The following is a 17,088-nucleotide window of genomic DNA, read 5'->3' as shown; positions in this document are numbered from 1 at the left end:
ATGTGTCCTATTTTACAACACTTTGTGTATCCTGCTTACTTTTTTTTCTCTGCTACCCCTACTTATTGAGCCGATACCCATTTCTGCTGTATTGTCCCCGATCGCCGTTTCGCACGCACTCAGCACTAATAATTCTACTTGTCGGCGATCGTACCACTTCGCCGACCTAAATTCATCCAGCGCCAAAGAGCGGTTCCACAAATGAATCTCAGCTTCCTTGCGTCCGTTTTGATTTTGCGGAAAGCTAGCGTGAGTAGCAAAGTGAACAATGTCAAATGCCTCTTGCTGTCGCTGTTTTCTGAGATTTTCTAGGGTAAAGTTTTCGTTGAGAAAAGAGCGTCCCCGCCACAACGGCAATTCGGCAGCAGGATTGAGAAAACTTTCATTTCTGCTCAATCCTGCTTGATTTTTCCTGTCGCTTCTGGTACCGGCGATCGCAGATAATTCGATCGGCACCGCAAGCAAAGGAAGTTTATCAGTGTGTGGAAACTCTGAAGCACCCATTGCTAAAACTTTAGCGTTTTTCAAACTTTGATACTTTGTGTTAGTCAAGCTGACACTGGGAAGTGATCCTACACTGTACTTTTCTACTAGAAATTGCTGACCGTCGTGCAAAGCCGATAGTGGCAGTTGGCGCAAACCAGCATCGAAGGAAAAGACGAGCGTATCTATATTTAATGCTTCTAAATTTGAACTAATCGGCGCAATTAACCACTGGTAAAGTTGCTGAGCTATTGGCAAATATTCTTCATTTTCAGAATCCTTTGCTTGACCCAAAGAACGATGAAACTCTGCCACAGTTGCTAGCAAATCTTTGCTCTCGACAGGAATATTTCTGAGAATTGGAGGGCCGTCTGGAACTATTAACACTAGGGATAATTCTTGGAAACGGACGATCGCGTAAACAATTACAGCTTGCTTCCCGGTTTCTTCCTTAATTGTTTTCAGAGTTTGTCTTAAATATTGAACGTTGATTTTTTTATCAGTGAAATTTTCCCCATAATAATTTTCGTAGTCTTGTTCAAAGAGTTGGTCAATGAGAGCAACAGCATCATTAGCATTGCCTTGGTCTAAAGTTTGTTCGACGAGCGATCGGCTAATTTCTGAGGGAAAGAGATTTGGGATGTCTGCGGGTACGGGATTTTCTGCGATCGGAGGGGGAGTGGGAGTTGGTGCTGGAGTTGGTGCGGGTGCGGGAATTGGTGCGGGCGCTGGAGTTGGTGCGGGAATTGGTGCGGGAATTGGAGTTGGTGCTGGAGTAATACTCGGTGAATCTTGAACTGGCGCTGTATTTATTGCAGCTATTCTCTCCCAAAGATCAGAAAGATTGACATCAAAGGGTTCAGAATTAGCAATCGGTAAACTAGGAGTTTGATCGATTATTTCCGGCGGAGTTTCTGCGACTGAAACAGTTAAATTGTCAGTAGATGTCTGTGTGGAAATTAGGTTATTTGCTTCGGCTCCGGCAATGGTGTTAACTGACGGGGAGTAAGGAAGTTCTAGGGAGATAATTGTTTCATTGTTACGCTTCCAATCTAATTCGGTATTTCCCGTTTCAGCATTTTGGTCGATCGAGGTTTCAGCACCCAATAAATCGCCAATTAAAAAAGCTAACTGCCGTTGGGGAGTTTGGCTTGGGCTGACAGCGGGCGCGGGGACGATCGCACTTGCAGGCGCGGGTACGATCGCACTTGTAGGCGCGGGTACGATCGCACTTGCAGGTGCTGGCTGAATTTGAGCTACAGGCTGGGTTACGGAGGCAAGAGGGGCTGGGGGCGCGGGATTTGGCGCGTTTGAAGGTTGAAGGGCGATCGTAGGTTGAGTGGCGAGGGAGGAGAGGATTTGGGAAACAGAGGGAAGGGTAGGTGTCGAAGCTATGCGGGCAGCAGCGTTTGGGGTTGTGGGCGTTGAGGGCTGTGTGGGGCGCGCGCGGGGTGGCAGTACGAATGAAGCGGGCAATTCAGGTAGTTGGAAGTCGATCGCAAAATCAGGTATCGGATCGGGTGTTGCCGAAGGTGCGATCGAAGTTTCGGGTGTTGCCGAAGGTTCGATAAATATTTGGGGAATTGGGAAAGGTGCGATCGAGCTTTCGGGAGTTGGGGCAGGTGCGATCGAGCTTTCGGGAGTTGCCGAAGGTGCGACGGGTACACGCGGTGGGAGTTGCCGTGAGGGCGTGCTTGCGGGCGCTGGAGTCGGTGTTGGGGAAGGCGCTGGAGTAGCTGCGACTGTGGGTGCGGGCGTGGGAGTAGCTGCGGCTGTGGGTGCGGGCGTGGGAGTAGCTGCGGGTGCGGGTGCGGGCGTGGGAGTCGCTGCGGGTGTGGGTGCGGGCGTGGGAGTCGCTGCGGGTGTGGGTGCGGGCGTTGGAGTCGCTGCGGGTGTTGGAGTAGCTGCGGGTGTCGGTGCAACTATTGGCGGCGGTACGGAGATAATTTGAATGCGATCGCGATTTTGCGCGAAATTGCGATCTTGTGTGTGAGTATAGCGATATTCGCGATCGGGCAAAATTGTTTGTATGGGATCGCTATTGCCCCTAGTAAGTGCACCCGCCGTTCCATTTGTCTGGGAATTGCCGACAATAAAAGGCGTGATTCCCTTGCCTCCGTGGCGGATAATTATAGTACCGCCGTTAGCATCTCCAGGACTTCCAGCCGTAGAAATGCTAGCATTGATGCTGTTTCTGTCTGTGAACGAATTGAGCGATCGAAAAAAGCTTTCAGTCACAATCGAAACATTTCCCCCCGTACCCGTGTCCTGACTCTGAGCATCAATTTGACTGACAACAATATTGCCGGTCATGCTGCGGTTAATCGCGGTAACATCGCCCGCATTCCCCTTAGCAGAAGAGTCAACTTTTCCAACATTAATACTTCCGGTAGCGTCGAGCAAGATACTGCCCCCATTACCAGCAGACGAGGTATTGATATCGCCCGCAGTAATATTAGTTCCAGCGCTCAAAATGATATTACCGCCATTGTTAGGAGAAGTCGCATCGAGATCGCCTGTGGTGATTTCTCCGTTCTCACTATACAAAGAAATTCCGGCCGCTGACTTAATATTATTGGCGGTAATGTTATTCGTAGTAAAAATGTTAATTGCAGCGGAACTGTTGGGAATATTATCTTGAATACTGACGCTGTTGAGCGGAGAGACACTGCCAACAGCATCGCCAAAATCAACACTTCCGGCATCGGGTTGAACAGTAAGACTGTAAGGCCCATCAACAGTAGACTTAAAAGTAATATTGCCAGTCTCTAAAATTTTGACCGAGAGGTCGTTCCCTAATGTTAGGGGAGCGTTAAAAGTAATGTTATTGCGGTTAGTTTCGATCTTGCCACTGGCAGTAATAGAGTCATTTGCCTTGACATCAATATTGCCACCAGTCACAGTAATACTCGGAGCAAAAGTGCGGGAATTAATATCCGATGTCGCAATAGTTCCTTGAGAATTGATGGTGACATCTCCGCCCTTACCATTTGCCGCTGCGGTAATAATTGGGCCGGCAGTTGTGTCGATATTACCGCCGCTTTGAATGCGAAGATTGCCGCTATTGGCGTTGAATCCGCTTAATAAGAGAGCGCTACCAATTCCTGCCGTACTGATGTTCGTTCCAGCTTCGAGGGAAATATTGCCGCCGTTGTTACCGCCGATCGCATTGATGATTCCGGCGGTAGTGTCGATCGCACCGCCGCTCTTAAAAGTAATCGATCCGCCGTCTTGAGTACCACTGGCTTGAATACCACGAGTAGTAATGTTGCCAGTGCTGGCGGTAATGTTAACACTCCCACCCTGCAATTTTCCACCAGCATTAACATTACCTATTTGAATATTACCGTTAATCGTAGATAGAGTAATGTTGCCACCATTCCCATTAGGAGAACGAGTCGATAATAAATCTAAGCTATATCCTGGTATTTCACTTGGTGTTTCTATGCCATTCTTAGCTTGGAGGTTGATATTGCCAGCATTGCCACTAATATTAGCTTCGGTATTGAGAATGCCTGTGCTAATTTTACCATTCATGCTAGTGAGGCTAATATTACCGCCGCCAGTATCACCTGGTATGTACACGCCTGAAATGCTTAGAAGATTAATATCGCCATTAGCCAAAATGGTTACATTACCGCCAGTACCCTTGCTGTCAGATCGGGCATCTATGGAGCCAGCTACTGAGTTTGCCGATCCAATAGAGATCGCACCTCCACTTGAAAGAAAAATATTACCAGGAGTATTACCAATTGTATCGATCTGACCTGGAGAAATTATAATGTCACCATTGGTAGTCTTGAGGGTAACATTCCCACCCGTTGGGCCTTGAGGGCCACCAGCGCTGATGCTATTCCCAATAAGATTAATTCCATTACCAGCCTCCATAGTTATATTACCACTAACACCATTACGAGAATCGGAATTAACACTCCCTTTTAAGCTAAGGCTCTTATCACCTATCAACGTTATTGCCCCACTATTTTGCAAGGCAGATGAACCAATGCTATTAGTAGTAATATTGCCGCCCGCACTGAGATTAATTGCGCCACCTCTGTTAGTTGAAGTGAACAAGGAACTTTGCAACTGACTTGTAATGATATCGCCCTTAGTGTTGGTAATATTAATATTTCCACCCTGCAATATACCAAAAGTATTTACGCTACCAATATTAATATTTCCATTAGTAGTAGATAAAGTAACGTTGCTGCCATTGCCGTTACTAGAAGTAGCCGCGATAATTCCTGTTGTCGGTGTTGTGATGCCACTGTTAGCTTGAATTGTAATATTTCCAGCAGCGCTATCGCCCGTTGCATCGATCGTTCCGATATCAATTGAACCGCCGCTCGTAAGTGCGATCTGCCCGCCGTTTTGATTCGCCTTTACATTGAGATCGCCAGTCGTAATAGTGCCACCTGCATTCAAAGTAATATCGCCGCCCTTCTTGACACTGCCAGTGCCCAAACTAACTCCAGTAGAAAGTGCACCTGTAAGGATGTTGCCTCCAGCAGTTAAAGATATTATACCACTACTATCATCCATTGTCTGACCTGTATTAATACTTCCTGTTTGAATGTTGCCTGTGGCTTGCATAATTATAGGGACTGTATTATTTAAAGTAGGACTATAAGCCCAAAAGTTTCCTGTTTGAATGTTGCCGCCAGATTGTAAAATTACCGCTCTAGAACCGCCCCAAATCAATTCATAACCCGTAGGAGGGCTACCATAAGCTGCAGCGGTACTGGTAATTCTTATATCTCCATTAAAAATAATATTCCCCGTACCCGAAGTCGTATCTATTTTGATAGATGGACCTATATAAGTTCCCGAAATAATAATGTCACCTATAGCTTGCATAATTACAGGCCCTGCGTTCTTGGTTACAGAGATATAAGTATCAATACCTCTTGTTTGAATCTTGCCGCCAGATCGCAAAATTACCGCTTGCGAAGTACGCAGAATAAATTCATCTGTGCCGGGATCACCGCTAGTAATATTTGTGTCTGGACTCGTAATACTTATATCTCCATTAAAAATAATATTTCCCGTACCCGAAGTTGTATCTACCTTGAGGGAAGCCCCCGTATATCCTCCAGAAGTATAATCATTAGGCTGCGTAAATATTGGATCGTACAAACTGGTAAAATTAGCAGGTTTGCCCGAACGATCGAGAATTGACATATTATTGCCACTGCGAAAGTGAGCATCTGTAGATATGATGCCATCACTCACTAAAGTCAAATTTCCACCGCTGACAAACGGCGTTTGCGAAAGATGATTCAGCGCCAAAATATCGATACTTTGATTTCCCCGAATATACAGATTACCGCCAGCATTAGCCACAAACGGATTTGCCACACTGTCGCGCACTCGCACAGTATTGTCAGCCAGCAAATTCAAATCGCCAGTTGTACGCAACAGACTTTCAACTAATGTCAAATTGCGATTAGCTGACAGCGTTGCACTTCCCGCGCTTACGCCTTTAGCAACTGCATCTCCATTCTCTACTTGCACACCACCAGTTAATTCTACTTGCCCTTGAGAATTAACAGTCACCCCCGTTGCACTTCCCCCGCCACCCGCCAACAACTGCGGCAAAGATGCAATCGGTAACACCCAATTTTGAGGCAAACTCCCCGCGACAGATTGCGGCTGAATCTCCAAACTCAACAGATTTCCCAGTTGACTAATTCTGACTAAATTCTCACCCGGTACAGCCGCAACAGTAATATTTCCTCCCGGTGCAGAAAGTTGTCCCGTACTCAAAACCGTGCCGCCCAATAAAGTTAAATTTTGCCCTTGTCCCACAGCCAAATTGCCGAAATTGATAATTCCTCCCGGTTGTGTATTTGTAAAAGCAAAAGTATTAGGATTTCCGACTAATTGAGTATAATTATTAGTACCAGCCGCACTAAACCAGTTATTGCCAAAACCGATGCCCGTCGCAGTAGTAGCAGTGAAAGCAGCAGGCACGTTCAAACTGGCATTTGCACCGAAAACAATTCCTGCCGGATTCATTAAAAATAAGTTGGAATTGCCGCCAGTTATTTGAATTAATCCGTTAATTAACGAAGCATCGCCGCCGACAACTCGCCCTAAAATATTGCGGATATTAGGATTTGATATAAAATTGGCAGTTTGCCCTTGAGTTAAACCGAATTCTTGGAAACTGTGAAAGAGATTTGCACCGTCGCCGGATTGTTGGCCGCCGTTGATGTTGAATTGGTTGCCGCTGGGAGTAATTTGAGTATTCGTGCCGTCGGTTGCGGGGGTAATTTGGGCTGTGGCTGTTTGAGATGGGGCGAAAAGTGCTAATTCCCACATTGTTAAGGCGGTGAAGGAGAGGAATGTGAGGAAAAAGCGGGGTTTTTTGTGTGTTAATTTCATGGTTTATTAATATATGTTATGACGGTCATCAATTCACCTACCAATAGATTACAATATCACAATCCGGTAGGGGCGGGTTCACCGAAATATATGACACCCAACGACGAATCGTAAAAACCCGCCCCCACCCCACCCAAATATTAATAATTCATTGAATTTAACCCGGTGGCGGGGATGTTGTTTGGGGTTATTGGTTTGGTGAGGGCGGGTTTATAAAGATTATTTGTGGGTGACAAAATCCCTGGCGAACCCGCCCCTACGAATTTTGGTTATTGCGATCGTAGATTCATCAACAATAGATAATATCACAATCCCGTAGGGGCGGGTTCACCGAAATATATGACACCCAACGACGGATCGTATAAACCCGCCCCCGCGCCACCCAAATATTAATAATTCATTGAATTTAACCAGATAAATTGATGTTATTTGGGGTTATTGGTTGGGTGGGGGCGGGTTTATAAAAATTATTTGTGGGTGACAAAATCCCTGGCGAACCCGCCCCTACGAATTTTGGTTATTTGGGGTTATTTGTTGGGTGGGGGCGGGTTTATAAAGATTATTTGTGGGTGACACAATCCCTGGCGAACCCGCCCCTACGAATTTTGGTTGTTGCGATCGTACATTCATCTACCAATAAATTACAATATCACAATCCCGTAGGGGCGGGTTCACCGAAATATATGACACCCAACGACGGATCGTATAAACCCGCCCCCGCGCCACCCAAATATTAATAATTCATTGAATTTAACCAGATAAATTGATGTTATTTGGGGTTATTGGTTGGGTGGGGGCGGGTTTATAAAAATTGTTGGTGGGTGACAAGATCCTTGGCGAACCCGCCCCTACGAATTTTGGTTATTGCGATCGTAGATTCATCAATAATACATTTTTGTTGTCTAATTTAATATTAATTTTATGGGAGTTGTAAAATTTTTTAGATGGGTGCATTTCATCGGTTCCCCATTTATACGGATTGTTGATAATATATTCCTGAATTTTTGCAAACGTTGTCTCATTACGAATAATATGTTCATAATAACCCCTTTGCCATACAGGGATTCTTGAAACACGACGCAGTTGATTGATCCGACTGGAAGAAAATGTTTTCAAGCCTCTCACAATTTCCGATAAGCCGTGACGTTTATCCAGATTTTTTATGAGAATAATTCCATGAATATGATTCGGCATAATCACAAAAGAATCTAATTCAATATGAGGATATACGGTCTTGAGATTAAACCAATTAAAGTCAACCACTTCACCGTAACGGCTTAATAGCATATTCCCTTGTTCTATGTCACCTAATAAACACTGACGTTGCCAGATACAAATTGTCACAAAATATGCACCTGGTTGGCTATAATCATATTCTGGTAGACGAATAGAACGGCGATGATGGATATCGGGATTGTATTTCATTTTTTTTGTAATCAATAAAATATCGAATATTATATCACAATCCCGTAGGGGCGGGTTCACCGAAATATATGACACCCAACGACAAATCGTAAAAACCCGCCCCCACCCCACCCAAATATTAATAATTCATTGAATTTAACCAGATAAATTGATGTTATTTGGGGTTATTGGTTGGGTGGGGGCGGGTTTATAAAGATTATTTGTGGGTGACAATATCCCTGGCGAACCCGCCCCTACGAATTTTGGTTATTGCGATCGTACATTCATCTACCAATAAATTACAATATCACAATCCTGTAGGGGCGGGTTCACCGAAATATATGACACCCAACGACAAATCGTAAAAACCCGCCCCCACCCAAATATTAATAATTCATTGAATTTAACCCGGTGGCGGGGATGTTGTTTGGGGTTATGTGTTGGGTGAGGGCGGGTTTATTAAAATTGTTTGTGGGTGACAAGAGCCCTGGCGAACCCGCCCCTACGAATTTTGATTATTGCGATCGTACATTCATCAACAATTTACTATTTCCTCTCTTCCCTCCTTTGCAAATCTCGCAATTGCTTCTCTACTTTTTCCACCATTGGCAAATCTCCCAACGTTGTATATCCATCTTTTGCCATTCGCAAATATTTCATAGCTTCCAGATTATTTCTCATCGCTGAATGAACTTGCCCCAATCCGTATCTAGCGGCTGTCAACTCCTCAATATCGTCAGGTTTCGCCGCATTAATCACCTTGGAATAGTAGACTTCAGCCTGGGGAACCAGTTGTAGCTTTTCCAGATACAAATCGCCCAACGTGCGATTAATTGGCGGTGTTTCCACTCCTGCTTTTTGTAGATTTTCTAAAATTTCTCTTGCTTCTGCAATCAAGTTTGTGTTAAGATAAACGCTAGAAATTGCTAATTTTTTGGCGTTTTCGTTAGGTACTTGTTTGTCGATCGCCCCAACCGCATCCTTAACAGCCTCAACTTGTTTCTCATCCAGCAAGCTAAACTCGATATCCCCCTCCCCAACAGCGCTTTCCGATGAAGCACCTGTATTCGCCTCGACAATCAATCGGTACCTAACACCCGGTTTCAGCGCCGGTTCCCCCGGATACACAGCCTCAGTACCGCTAACAGTCATTTCCCAGTTTAATTTCGCTCCATTTTCCCGGAGGCTCAACTTATAGCTAGTCGCACCAGCAACCGGATTCCACCGCAAAATTGGCTTGCTGTCGAGCAATTTCGTGCGCCGCGGACTGATAATATAAGGAATTGGCGCGCTATTCCAAGCAATTTTACCGTCGCCGCGATCGGGACATTTAACCAAGTCCTCGCTGCAATCAGATTTAGACTTTTCTTTAGCTAACAAACAGCTATTCAATTGATTTTCACTCCCTGCGATCGACTTAATTCCCAAATCTGCACATTGGATCGTCAGTTGTGCGTTTTGTGCGGTTCGCAGTGTGTCTCCCGGATAAATCGGCGTACCGCTGGTAGGGCGGACAATTAGCCCGTTTTGGCGCTCGATCGCAACTTCCCCGCTACTGTGGATAATCAGTCCGTTGGATATTCTGTTACTGGCTGCTAGTGCGGTAGTTGCGATCGAGCTTAAAGCTATAAAAGTTGCAATCCTGATTTTCACTTGATATTTCCTTTTCTTCGTAAATGTTGTTTACCGCTTTGGATACATTGCTCTTGTTCTGGTACGCTAGATTTAGAATATTTAATCGTTTTTTGCCAGTGTTCTAACGCTTGATGGGGCTTACCTTTAGTTTCCATAACCCGTGCTAAAAAACAGTGAGCTTCAGGGCTATTGTCTGTCAATCCAATTGCTGTTTTAAAATCTATCTCTGCATCGTCATACTGCTGTTCTTTGAACCGTATCCAGCCGCGATTTTTGAGACAAGCAGCTTTTACTCCGTCGTGTTTAGCGTGCTCTAAACAAAGGTCGATCGCTTTTAAAGCTGCTTGATGTTTATCCTTGCGAATGAATAATTTAGATATTTGAGCAGAAGCATCAGGAAGTCCTCGCAATACAGCATTTTGCATTGCCTCTAACGCACCGCGATCGTCATTCAATTCGTCGCACAACATAGCTAAATTATAGTAAGGCTGTGCATAATTAAGGTTAATTAAACTAGCTAATTTGTAGAAATTTTTCGCAATTAAAGGTTTATTTTGACGGTGGTTTTCCATGCCAATTTGATTAGCAACTGGGGCAAGTATCGGGCCGATTAACATATAACTGCTAGCGGTAGTAGCTAAACCGATTCCCAGGCGCTGCATCAAATTAGAAATAAAAATAGAGATATCGTTGTTTGGGCGATCGTCCACTACATCATCCGCAGCAGCCATCAAAGGGCGATCGCGCTTTAATTGCAGTAAAGTCAACCCCTCAAAAGTTGGCTGCTGACAGAGCACAGGTATCGCACTCGCGCCGGGAAAGTCAGATTCCCACTTCTGTAAATAATCCTTAGCTTTTCGTACTGCTAAAAACAAAGGATATTCTTTGCTTAAATATCCGAATAAAGACTTAACAAAATCGTGAGCAATTTTATCTGGTATCGGCGCACGCATCACAATCATTGACGGTAAAGGCAAGCCTCCCGCCACTAAATCTGCTGCCAATTGGAGGCTAGAACAAGAGTTTAAAATTAGCAACTCCAATCCTTGAAAAATTGATTTTTCCAACCCCTCTTTTAAATAGTCTATTGTGACAGTATTATCGCAATCTCCTTGATTTATCTGGAGCCATCCATTAGCAGAATTGCTATCGCTATGTCCGCCGTAATATAAAATTTGCCAGTTTTTTTCATCCTGTGAAAGATGATCGCGCAACTGTTGAGGGGTTGGTTGTTGAATAAATTCTAACTCGCAGCGATCGCCAAAAGACATTTGAAGACTTTTCTCATCTTGTCGCAGATCGAGTCCGTCACTATTACCGGAGACACATAAAATTCTACCTCGCGAAGGCAGAGGCATTCCGCCTGTAGTTGCCTTTTTGAGAGCTTTTCTATACTGGGACGGACTTTTAATTATTTCACAGTTTTTGTAATCTTCGCGAAATTTCCACGCATCCCAAGGCAGATGCCAATTTTCCGAATCTTTGATTTCGAGAAATACTTCAAAGCACCGATCTCGACCACCAAACGCATCAACTACATTTCTAAAATTATGCTCAATTCCCGCATAAAACTCCTCACTACTCAGCCACAGCCTCATAGATTCATTCAAATATTGATAGATCAATTGAGGATTATCTTCACAAATATTGGTTGTCCCTGTAGCCTTAACTTTAATTCTAGAAAGGATGTTGCTAGATTTTCCCGCACGACAAATAAGTTGCCATCTTTTTTGCAGATCGTCAACTTCCGGGGCTGGTGGCAAACTTCCTTTAAATTTATGAACAGTTGTTTGGTTTTCTTGAAACTCCCCCGTGATGTCGGGAAAACCCTTGTGTAAATCCCCAATCCCTAAACCCAAGATAAATCTTAAGCTCATAAATTAGACGCGAATAGAGTTAATCGAGATATCATACCACAAAATTTTCTGTGACGCTGAAATCATCTAAAGCTACTCGAATACTAAAACTCTCGTCTCGATCGACCTCAATATCCTTCAGCAAAATGTACCTCTCCTGAATCCTTGATTGTGACTCGGTTAGATTTTTACCGATGTCGGAGATTAAGGAAAGTTTAATATTCTGGGGCAGGTAACGTTCTCCGATCGCCGGATGCAGTTGAACGTGCACTCTGACAGTGCGATCGCTCTCTTCAGCAATCGCCACCAACAAAGCCACCGTTGTCCTTCCCAGCCGCATTCCCAAGTCAATTAACTTAGCCCGCGTGACATCGGCTTCGGGAAACCTATTGATGCTACTTTGACTGCCCTGTAACGCAGATTCTTCTCTCGAATTTCCACCTCCTCGTAATGCAAAACTGGGGGTTTCGTCAGGGGAAATCAAATTTTTTAAATTTTGTTTACCTCGCTCCAATTGCTGCAAACATCTGTCTACAAAATTTTGCCACCAATTGCCTAACTGAGATTCAACCGGATTTTTAATCTCCACCTGAGAAGTTTGTGTCTGCTGGTCAAATACCGCTTCAAAAGGCAGCCAATCAGCCGTAAATACATTCATCAACCACTGACTGAGGTTAATTTTAGATTCCAACAAATGTTCTAGATGCCCTAAAAAATCATCCAGGGAATGCAATTCGCTCAATACTAATTCCCCCGCATCCGCATTGGGAGAAAAACCAAGCAATCTCGCTTCCTTTTCCTCCTCATCAATTTCTACAGCAATATAGCCAATGCGTTCTGCCCTTGCTTCCACCGGCACTGGGCAAATCTCAGCCGGATGTGCAGATGAATTCTGGTTGCCAGTTTCTTGAGTTTGATGTCGATTTTTAAGCGGACGGCATTCGACTTTTCCCAATCCTTTAACATACAAATCTCCCGCATCTGCAAACAGGCGAATTACGGGATTCCAGCTATCGCATTCAGTCAAGTCAGTCTCAATATCGATGATTTTTAGATAATCGCGAACTGCCAGCACTGCCAAAGTATTGAGATAAACTTGCTCGTGCCTTTGCGGGTGGCGCTGTTGGGTGGCAAACTGCTGAGCAACTTGCAGTGCCTTCTGAGTAATTGGCATTGGCAAAGATTCGATTTCCCAAAGGTTGTTATGGTTCATTGTTTTGGTACACTCCTGGTATATTTAAAGTTTGATATCCTTGGTCTTCGCAAAATTTTTGCAGCAGATAACGGCAGTCATTGTTGAACAATTGATATAAAGTAGAATGCGCGCAACCAAACTCTTTTGCGAGTTCTTTAAAACTTTGACCGTACAAACATTTACGCTGCAATAAAACTTGGCAATTTATCTGAGGTTTGCCTCTAATGTGTCTGCTTTTCAACTCGTTATTGGGATCGGTTTCTATCCATTCTATAACTTCTTCCACATAGAAAATTGAATCAGCTTCTGCTGGTATTTTTTCAATTGAATTGACATTTTCTTCGTCTTGTTCTCCTTCTAAGGACACTATTAGACGGGGTTTTTGTTTTTGCTGTTCTTTTTGTTGGGCAAGGCGATAATCTAACAGTCGCTTTTGGAGATAGGGATTTAACCAAGTCGTAATCAGGCTTTCTTCGGGATCGTAAGGTCGTTTTGCTGTGGTAGCTTCACATAAATTCCGAGACAGATAGATCCATGTCTTGTTCAGTGCCTCTTTGTAGTAAGGTGTGTGTTCTTTCCAGAGTTTGCCCGATTTGAGAATCTCTAGAATCAGTCGATGCAAGAAACGACCTCGCTGGATACTGCCGGGGGGATGCTGGCAAGCTTTGGTGACGAGTTCGACGATTTGCTGGTGTGCGGGATCTCGATCGAACTTTTCCGATTTTACTGAGCACCCAACAGCATCGGTTTCCTCGGATAAGTGGTCTTCCCCCTCGGAGGGGTTGGATTTATCAGTCATAGTTAAGTGCGGCCGCAACTTTGTTCCTACATTTATTTATCAGGGTAAGTTGGAGGAATTTATGCGAAATTCAGAATTTTTTTTCAGAGGATGGTTGAAAGTCTTGCTGTGCGGTGGATTGGGCAGTTGAATTAGATGTGAATTTTTGTTAAGACGCATCAAAACCTGCATAAACCGGGTTTTTGCGATTTATGCAGGTTTGTAACGAAGTATTCTGCGAAAAACCCGGTTTATGACCACCCGTGCGTAAGATCGTCCTTAAATCCCCAAAACACCCGTAGTTCCGTGCTTTCACCCAGTGTTTGCCAATCGATTTGAGATTTTCGATTTGAGATTTTAGAGGCTACCCCACGGATCAATGCTCTTTCTTGAGGATTTTCGATTTGAGATTTGGGATTGATTCCACGGATAAATCACGTGGCGGGTACCACCTTGGAAAATCCCGATCAAGAATATGCTGGCTGGGTAATTCGTTCAGCAATGCAAGAATTAAACTAGAGTAAAAATCAGGAAGATTTTCGCGTGATTTTTATTGCCGGAAATGAACCATTCGAGCGAGGCCAAATAGTTGGGAATCAATCGGTCAATCTCGGTGTCAAAGGAGATACACTCGTTAATACAATCTACTGTGGTTCAGCGGAAAGTCAGGAGCGACAACTTTGGGCATCAGGAGCAGATTTAGGATCGCGAATTAAATAACTTACAATTTTAATTGTTATTGTGGGATGGGCCTAAGAGCCCGTCCTTAAAAGACGGGCTCTTAGGCCCATCCCACTTTCAAGAGTGGAAGTTATTTAATTCTCATTCCTAACATAAAAGAGAGCATAAGTAGCTGGAAATAAAACCAAAAGAGAGGCGATTAAAAAGACCATCCGCGACTTATCTCAAAAGCGTACAGCATATATTGAACAACAGCGCCAATCTAGTACCAATAGTGGTAAAAATACTCTCTACCGCGTAATAATCCAAAGTCTGCGCCAACAATTAGCCGCTAAAGGATTCAAGCTTAATTAAAATAACGCAGACGGAATTCCATCTGCGTTCATCTGTGTTTATCTGCTAATATCTGCGGTCAAAAAACATCCCAATCTCCCAATTTAATATCATAGTCGATCGACCACGCTCAAAAGCCGGGGCGGGTTTACAGAATCTCTCGTTTCTATTGTAGATATTGGTGAACCCGCCCCTACAGGAATTACGGTCAATTCACCTGACATGATATAACTACTTCGCCGCAGGTAAAGACAACTGAGGCGAAGTTTTAGCATAGCTTCCATTCACGGGAATCGCATCCGGTTCCTGCGAAAGCAAAAACTCGCGAATAACCCTAGCAACTGCTCTTTGAGCTAAACCGCCGACTACTTTCTGCCCCATATTCTGCACTTGGGGTTTCACCAACAACTGCGGAAGTAGCTGCAAGACTTTCATCCCGTCAAAACCCGGAGTTGATTGCAAAATATCCCAAATCCGCTTGATGTGTTCTAAGTTTTTTTGTTCAGTTGGTGAAACCACAGGTTGGTTTGCCTTGACTCCAAACCATTCGCCGACTACAGCTTTGGCGTTAGCAAAAGCGTTGCTGGAAAGTGTGTCGAGACTTTTGACTAATTCCAGGACAATACGATCGCGAATGAAATCTCCTCTTTCGGAAAATAAATATTCTAATGCTTGGTTCAAGAGTTTGCTCACATCGTAATCCTCGCTCTCGCGGGCATTGTTGAGCAAGTTTTCTAAGCGGTTCCAGCGGAATTCGCCTTGTTTGAACAGCAAATCTTGCAGGGATGCTCTCAATTCCGGTGCGGGGTCGCTCAACAGCCGTTTTGCTACGTAAGGATAGGCTTTGCTGAGCACTTTGAATTCTGGATCGACATTAATGGCAATCCCTTCTAAGGTAACGAGCGATCGAATAATCAAAGCATAGTAAGCTGGAACCCGGAAAGGATATTCGTACATCACCGCCGAAAGTTCGTCAGTAATGCTTTTGAAATTGAGTTCGGCAACGCTAGCACCCAAAGCATTGTTAAATACGCCCGCCAAAGCTGGAATAATTGGCGTTAAATCCGTATCGGGCGTTAAAAACTCCAACTTGACATAATCTTTTGCTAAACCTTCAAAGTCGCGGTTCACCAAATGCACCACAGCTTCCAACAATCCGTATCGCTGATAAGGTTTAACTTCGCTCATCATCCCGAAATCGAGATAAGCTAATTGACCGTCAGGAGTTGCCAAAAGATTGCCGGGATGCGGGTCGGCGTGAAAGAAACCGTGTTCTAGAAGTTGTCTGAGAGAGCACTGCACCCCCACTTCAATTAAGTAAGGAGCGTCGATTCCTTGAGCTTTCACGGCCTCTAAATTCGTGAGTTTGATGCCGGTGATCCACTCCATTGTTAAGACGCGGCGGCGGGTATATTCCCAGTAGATGCTGGGAACGTAAATGTCTTTGATGTGGCCGTATAGTTGGGCAAACCGTTCGGCATTTTGACCTTCGTGGGTGTAGTCCATTTCTTCGTAAATGCGCTCGCCCAACTCGTCCATAATGCTTGCGAGGTCACTGCGAATTATTTTGAAGTTGTTTTGTGCCCAAACTGCAACGCGCCGCAGGATGTAGATATCTAAGCCGATGTTCTCGGCTAAACCCGGTCGCTGGACTTTGATTGCGACTGTTTCTCCGGTTTTGAGTTTGCCTTTGTAGACTTGTCCGAGAGATGCTGCTGCGATCGGATCGGGGCTGATTTCTGCGTAGATGTCTTTGGGGTGGGCTCCCAATTCTTCTTGGATGAATTGATATGCTACTTCGTTGGGAAATGCTGGCAATTGGTCTTGCAGCGTTGTAAGTTCTTCTAAATATACTGGCGGTACTAAGTCGGGCCGTGTTGAGAGTGCTTGTCCGATTTTGATGAAAGCTGGGCCGAGTTGACCCAGAATTTCCCGCAGTCGGACGGCGCGGCGCTTTTGGTTGGTGGCGGTACGACCTGTTTTGCCGTCGAACCACACACTGAAGGCAAAGCTAAAAAATGTCCAAACAACGCTCGACAGCCTTCCCCAGACTTGTAGAGGTCGATTTCGGTACTGGGCTGCGATCGCCACTGGATCGTACCGAACAGCATCTCCGGCTAACTCAAAAGCTATGTCTCTGGCTGATTTGAGCCGATCGTCCGTTACGCGATCGGTCTCTAGTGATACTGGTACTGCTTGCAGGGGAATGGTGTTTGCATCTTGGAGATTGCTTAGTACAGCCTGAGTCCCTGAATTCGTATAAGTTTGCGGGGAGGCTGGCGATACTGTCTTGACATTCATAAATCAGACCTAGTGTGAAGCATTGTAAATATATT

7 protein-coding genes are annotated in these 17,088 nt (G+C 44.6%); all 7 read right to left on the bottom strand.

The features are described from left to right. Positions 1-12: 12 nt before the first annotated feature. Complete coding sequence (locus tag QUA50_RS15480; RefSeq protein WP_445243164.1) at positions 13-6,807, bottom strand: two-partner secretion domain-containing protein; 6,795 nt, start codon at positions 6,805-6,807, stop codon at positions 13-15. A gap of 924 nt (positions 6,808-7,731) precedes the next feature. Further along, on the bottom strand, positions 7,732-8,295 hold the full coding sequence (locus QUA50_RS15475) for an REP-associated tyrosine transposase (protein ID WP_333264785.1): 564 nt from the start codon (positions 8,293-8,295) through the stop codon (positions 7,732-7,734). A 525-nt stretch (positions 8,296-8,820) separates the two neighbouring features. Further along, positions 8,821-9,927 carry a hypothetical protein gene (locus QUA50_RS15470; RefSeq protein WP_333264784.1) on the bottom strand — a complete coding sequence of 369 codons (1,107 nt, stop codon included), beginning with the start codon at positions 9,925-9,927 and terminating at the stop codon, positions 8,821-8,823. Then, positions 9,924-11,786, bottom strand: coding sequence for a CHAT domain-containing protein (locus QUA50_RS15465; RefSeq protein WP_333264783.1), 1,863 nt, complete (start codon positions 11,784-11,786; stop codon positions 9,924-9,926). Before QUA50_RS15465 ends, QUA50_RS15470 begins: the two co-directional genes overlap by 4 nt. Before the next feature lie 31 nt (positions 11,787-11,817). Beyond that, entirely contained in the window at positions 11,818-12,978 is a 1,161-nt protein-coding gene (locus tag QUA50_RS15460) for a DUF1822 family protein (RefSeq protein ID WP_333264782.1), read from the bottom strand. Beyond that, a complete protein-coding gene (locus QUA50_RS15455) occupies positions 12,968-13,759 on the bottom strand; it encodes a sigma-70 family RNA polymerase sigma factor (protein WP_333264781.1) in 792 nt (263 codons plus the stop codon). Before QUA50_RS15455 ends, QUA50_RS15460 begins: the two co-directional genes overlap by 11 nt. A 1,224-nt stretch (positions 13,760-14,983) precedes the next feature. After that, the gene (locus tag QUA50_RS15450) at positions 14,984-17,053 is read right to left on the bottom strand and encodes an AarF/ABC1/UbiB kinase family protein (protein WP_333264780.1); all 2,070 of its coding nucleotides are present in this window, start codon (positions 17,051-17,053) and stop codon (positions 14,984-14,986) included. Positions 17,054-17,088 lie beyond the last annotated feature (35 nt).

Source organism: Microcoleus sp. M2_D5 (assembly GCF_036701935.1).
Classification (GTDB): domain Bacteria; phylum Cyanobacteriota; class Cyanobacteriia; order Cyanobacteriales; family Microcoleaceae; genus Microcoleus.
Note: the sequence above shows the minus strand (reverse complement) of the source record. Positions and strands in the feature narration are given on the sequence as shown.

Excerpts from the sequence above, each read along its gene's own strand:
- QUA50_RS15480 (WP_445243164.1), bottom strand. The coding sequence starts at position 6,807 with ATGTGGGAATTAGCACTTTTCGCCCCATCTCAAACAGCCACAGCCCAA.
- QUA50_RS15475 (WP_333264785.1), bottom strand. The coding sequence starts at position 8,295 with ATGAAATACAATCCCGATATCCATCATCGCCGTTCTATTCGTCTACCA.
- QUA50_RS15465 (WP_333264783.1), bottom strand. The coding sequence starts at position 11,786 with ATGAGCTTAAGATTTATCTTGGGTTTAGGGATTGGGGATTTACACAAG.
- QUA50_RS15460 (WP_333264782.1), bottom strand. The coding sequence starts at position 12,978 with ATGAACCATAACAACCTTTGGGAAATCGAATCTTTGCCAATGCCAATT.
- QUA50_RS15455 (WP_333264781.1), bottom strand. The coding sequence starts at position 13,759 with ATGACTGATAAATCCAACCCCTCCGAGGGGGAAGACCACTTATCCGAG.
- QUA50_RS15450 (WP_333264780.1), bottom strand. The coding sequence starts at position 17,053 with ATGAATGTCAAGACAGTATCGCCAGCCTCCCCGCAAACTTATACGAAT.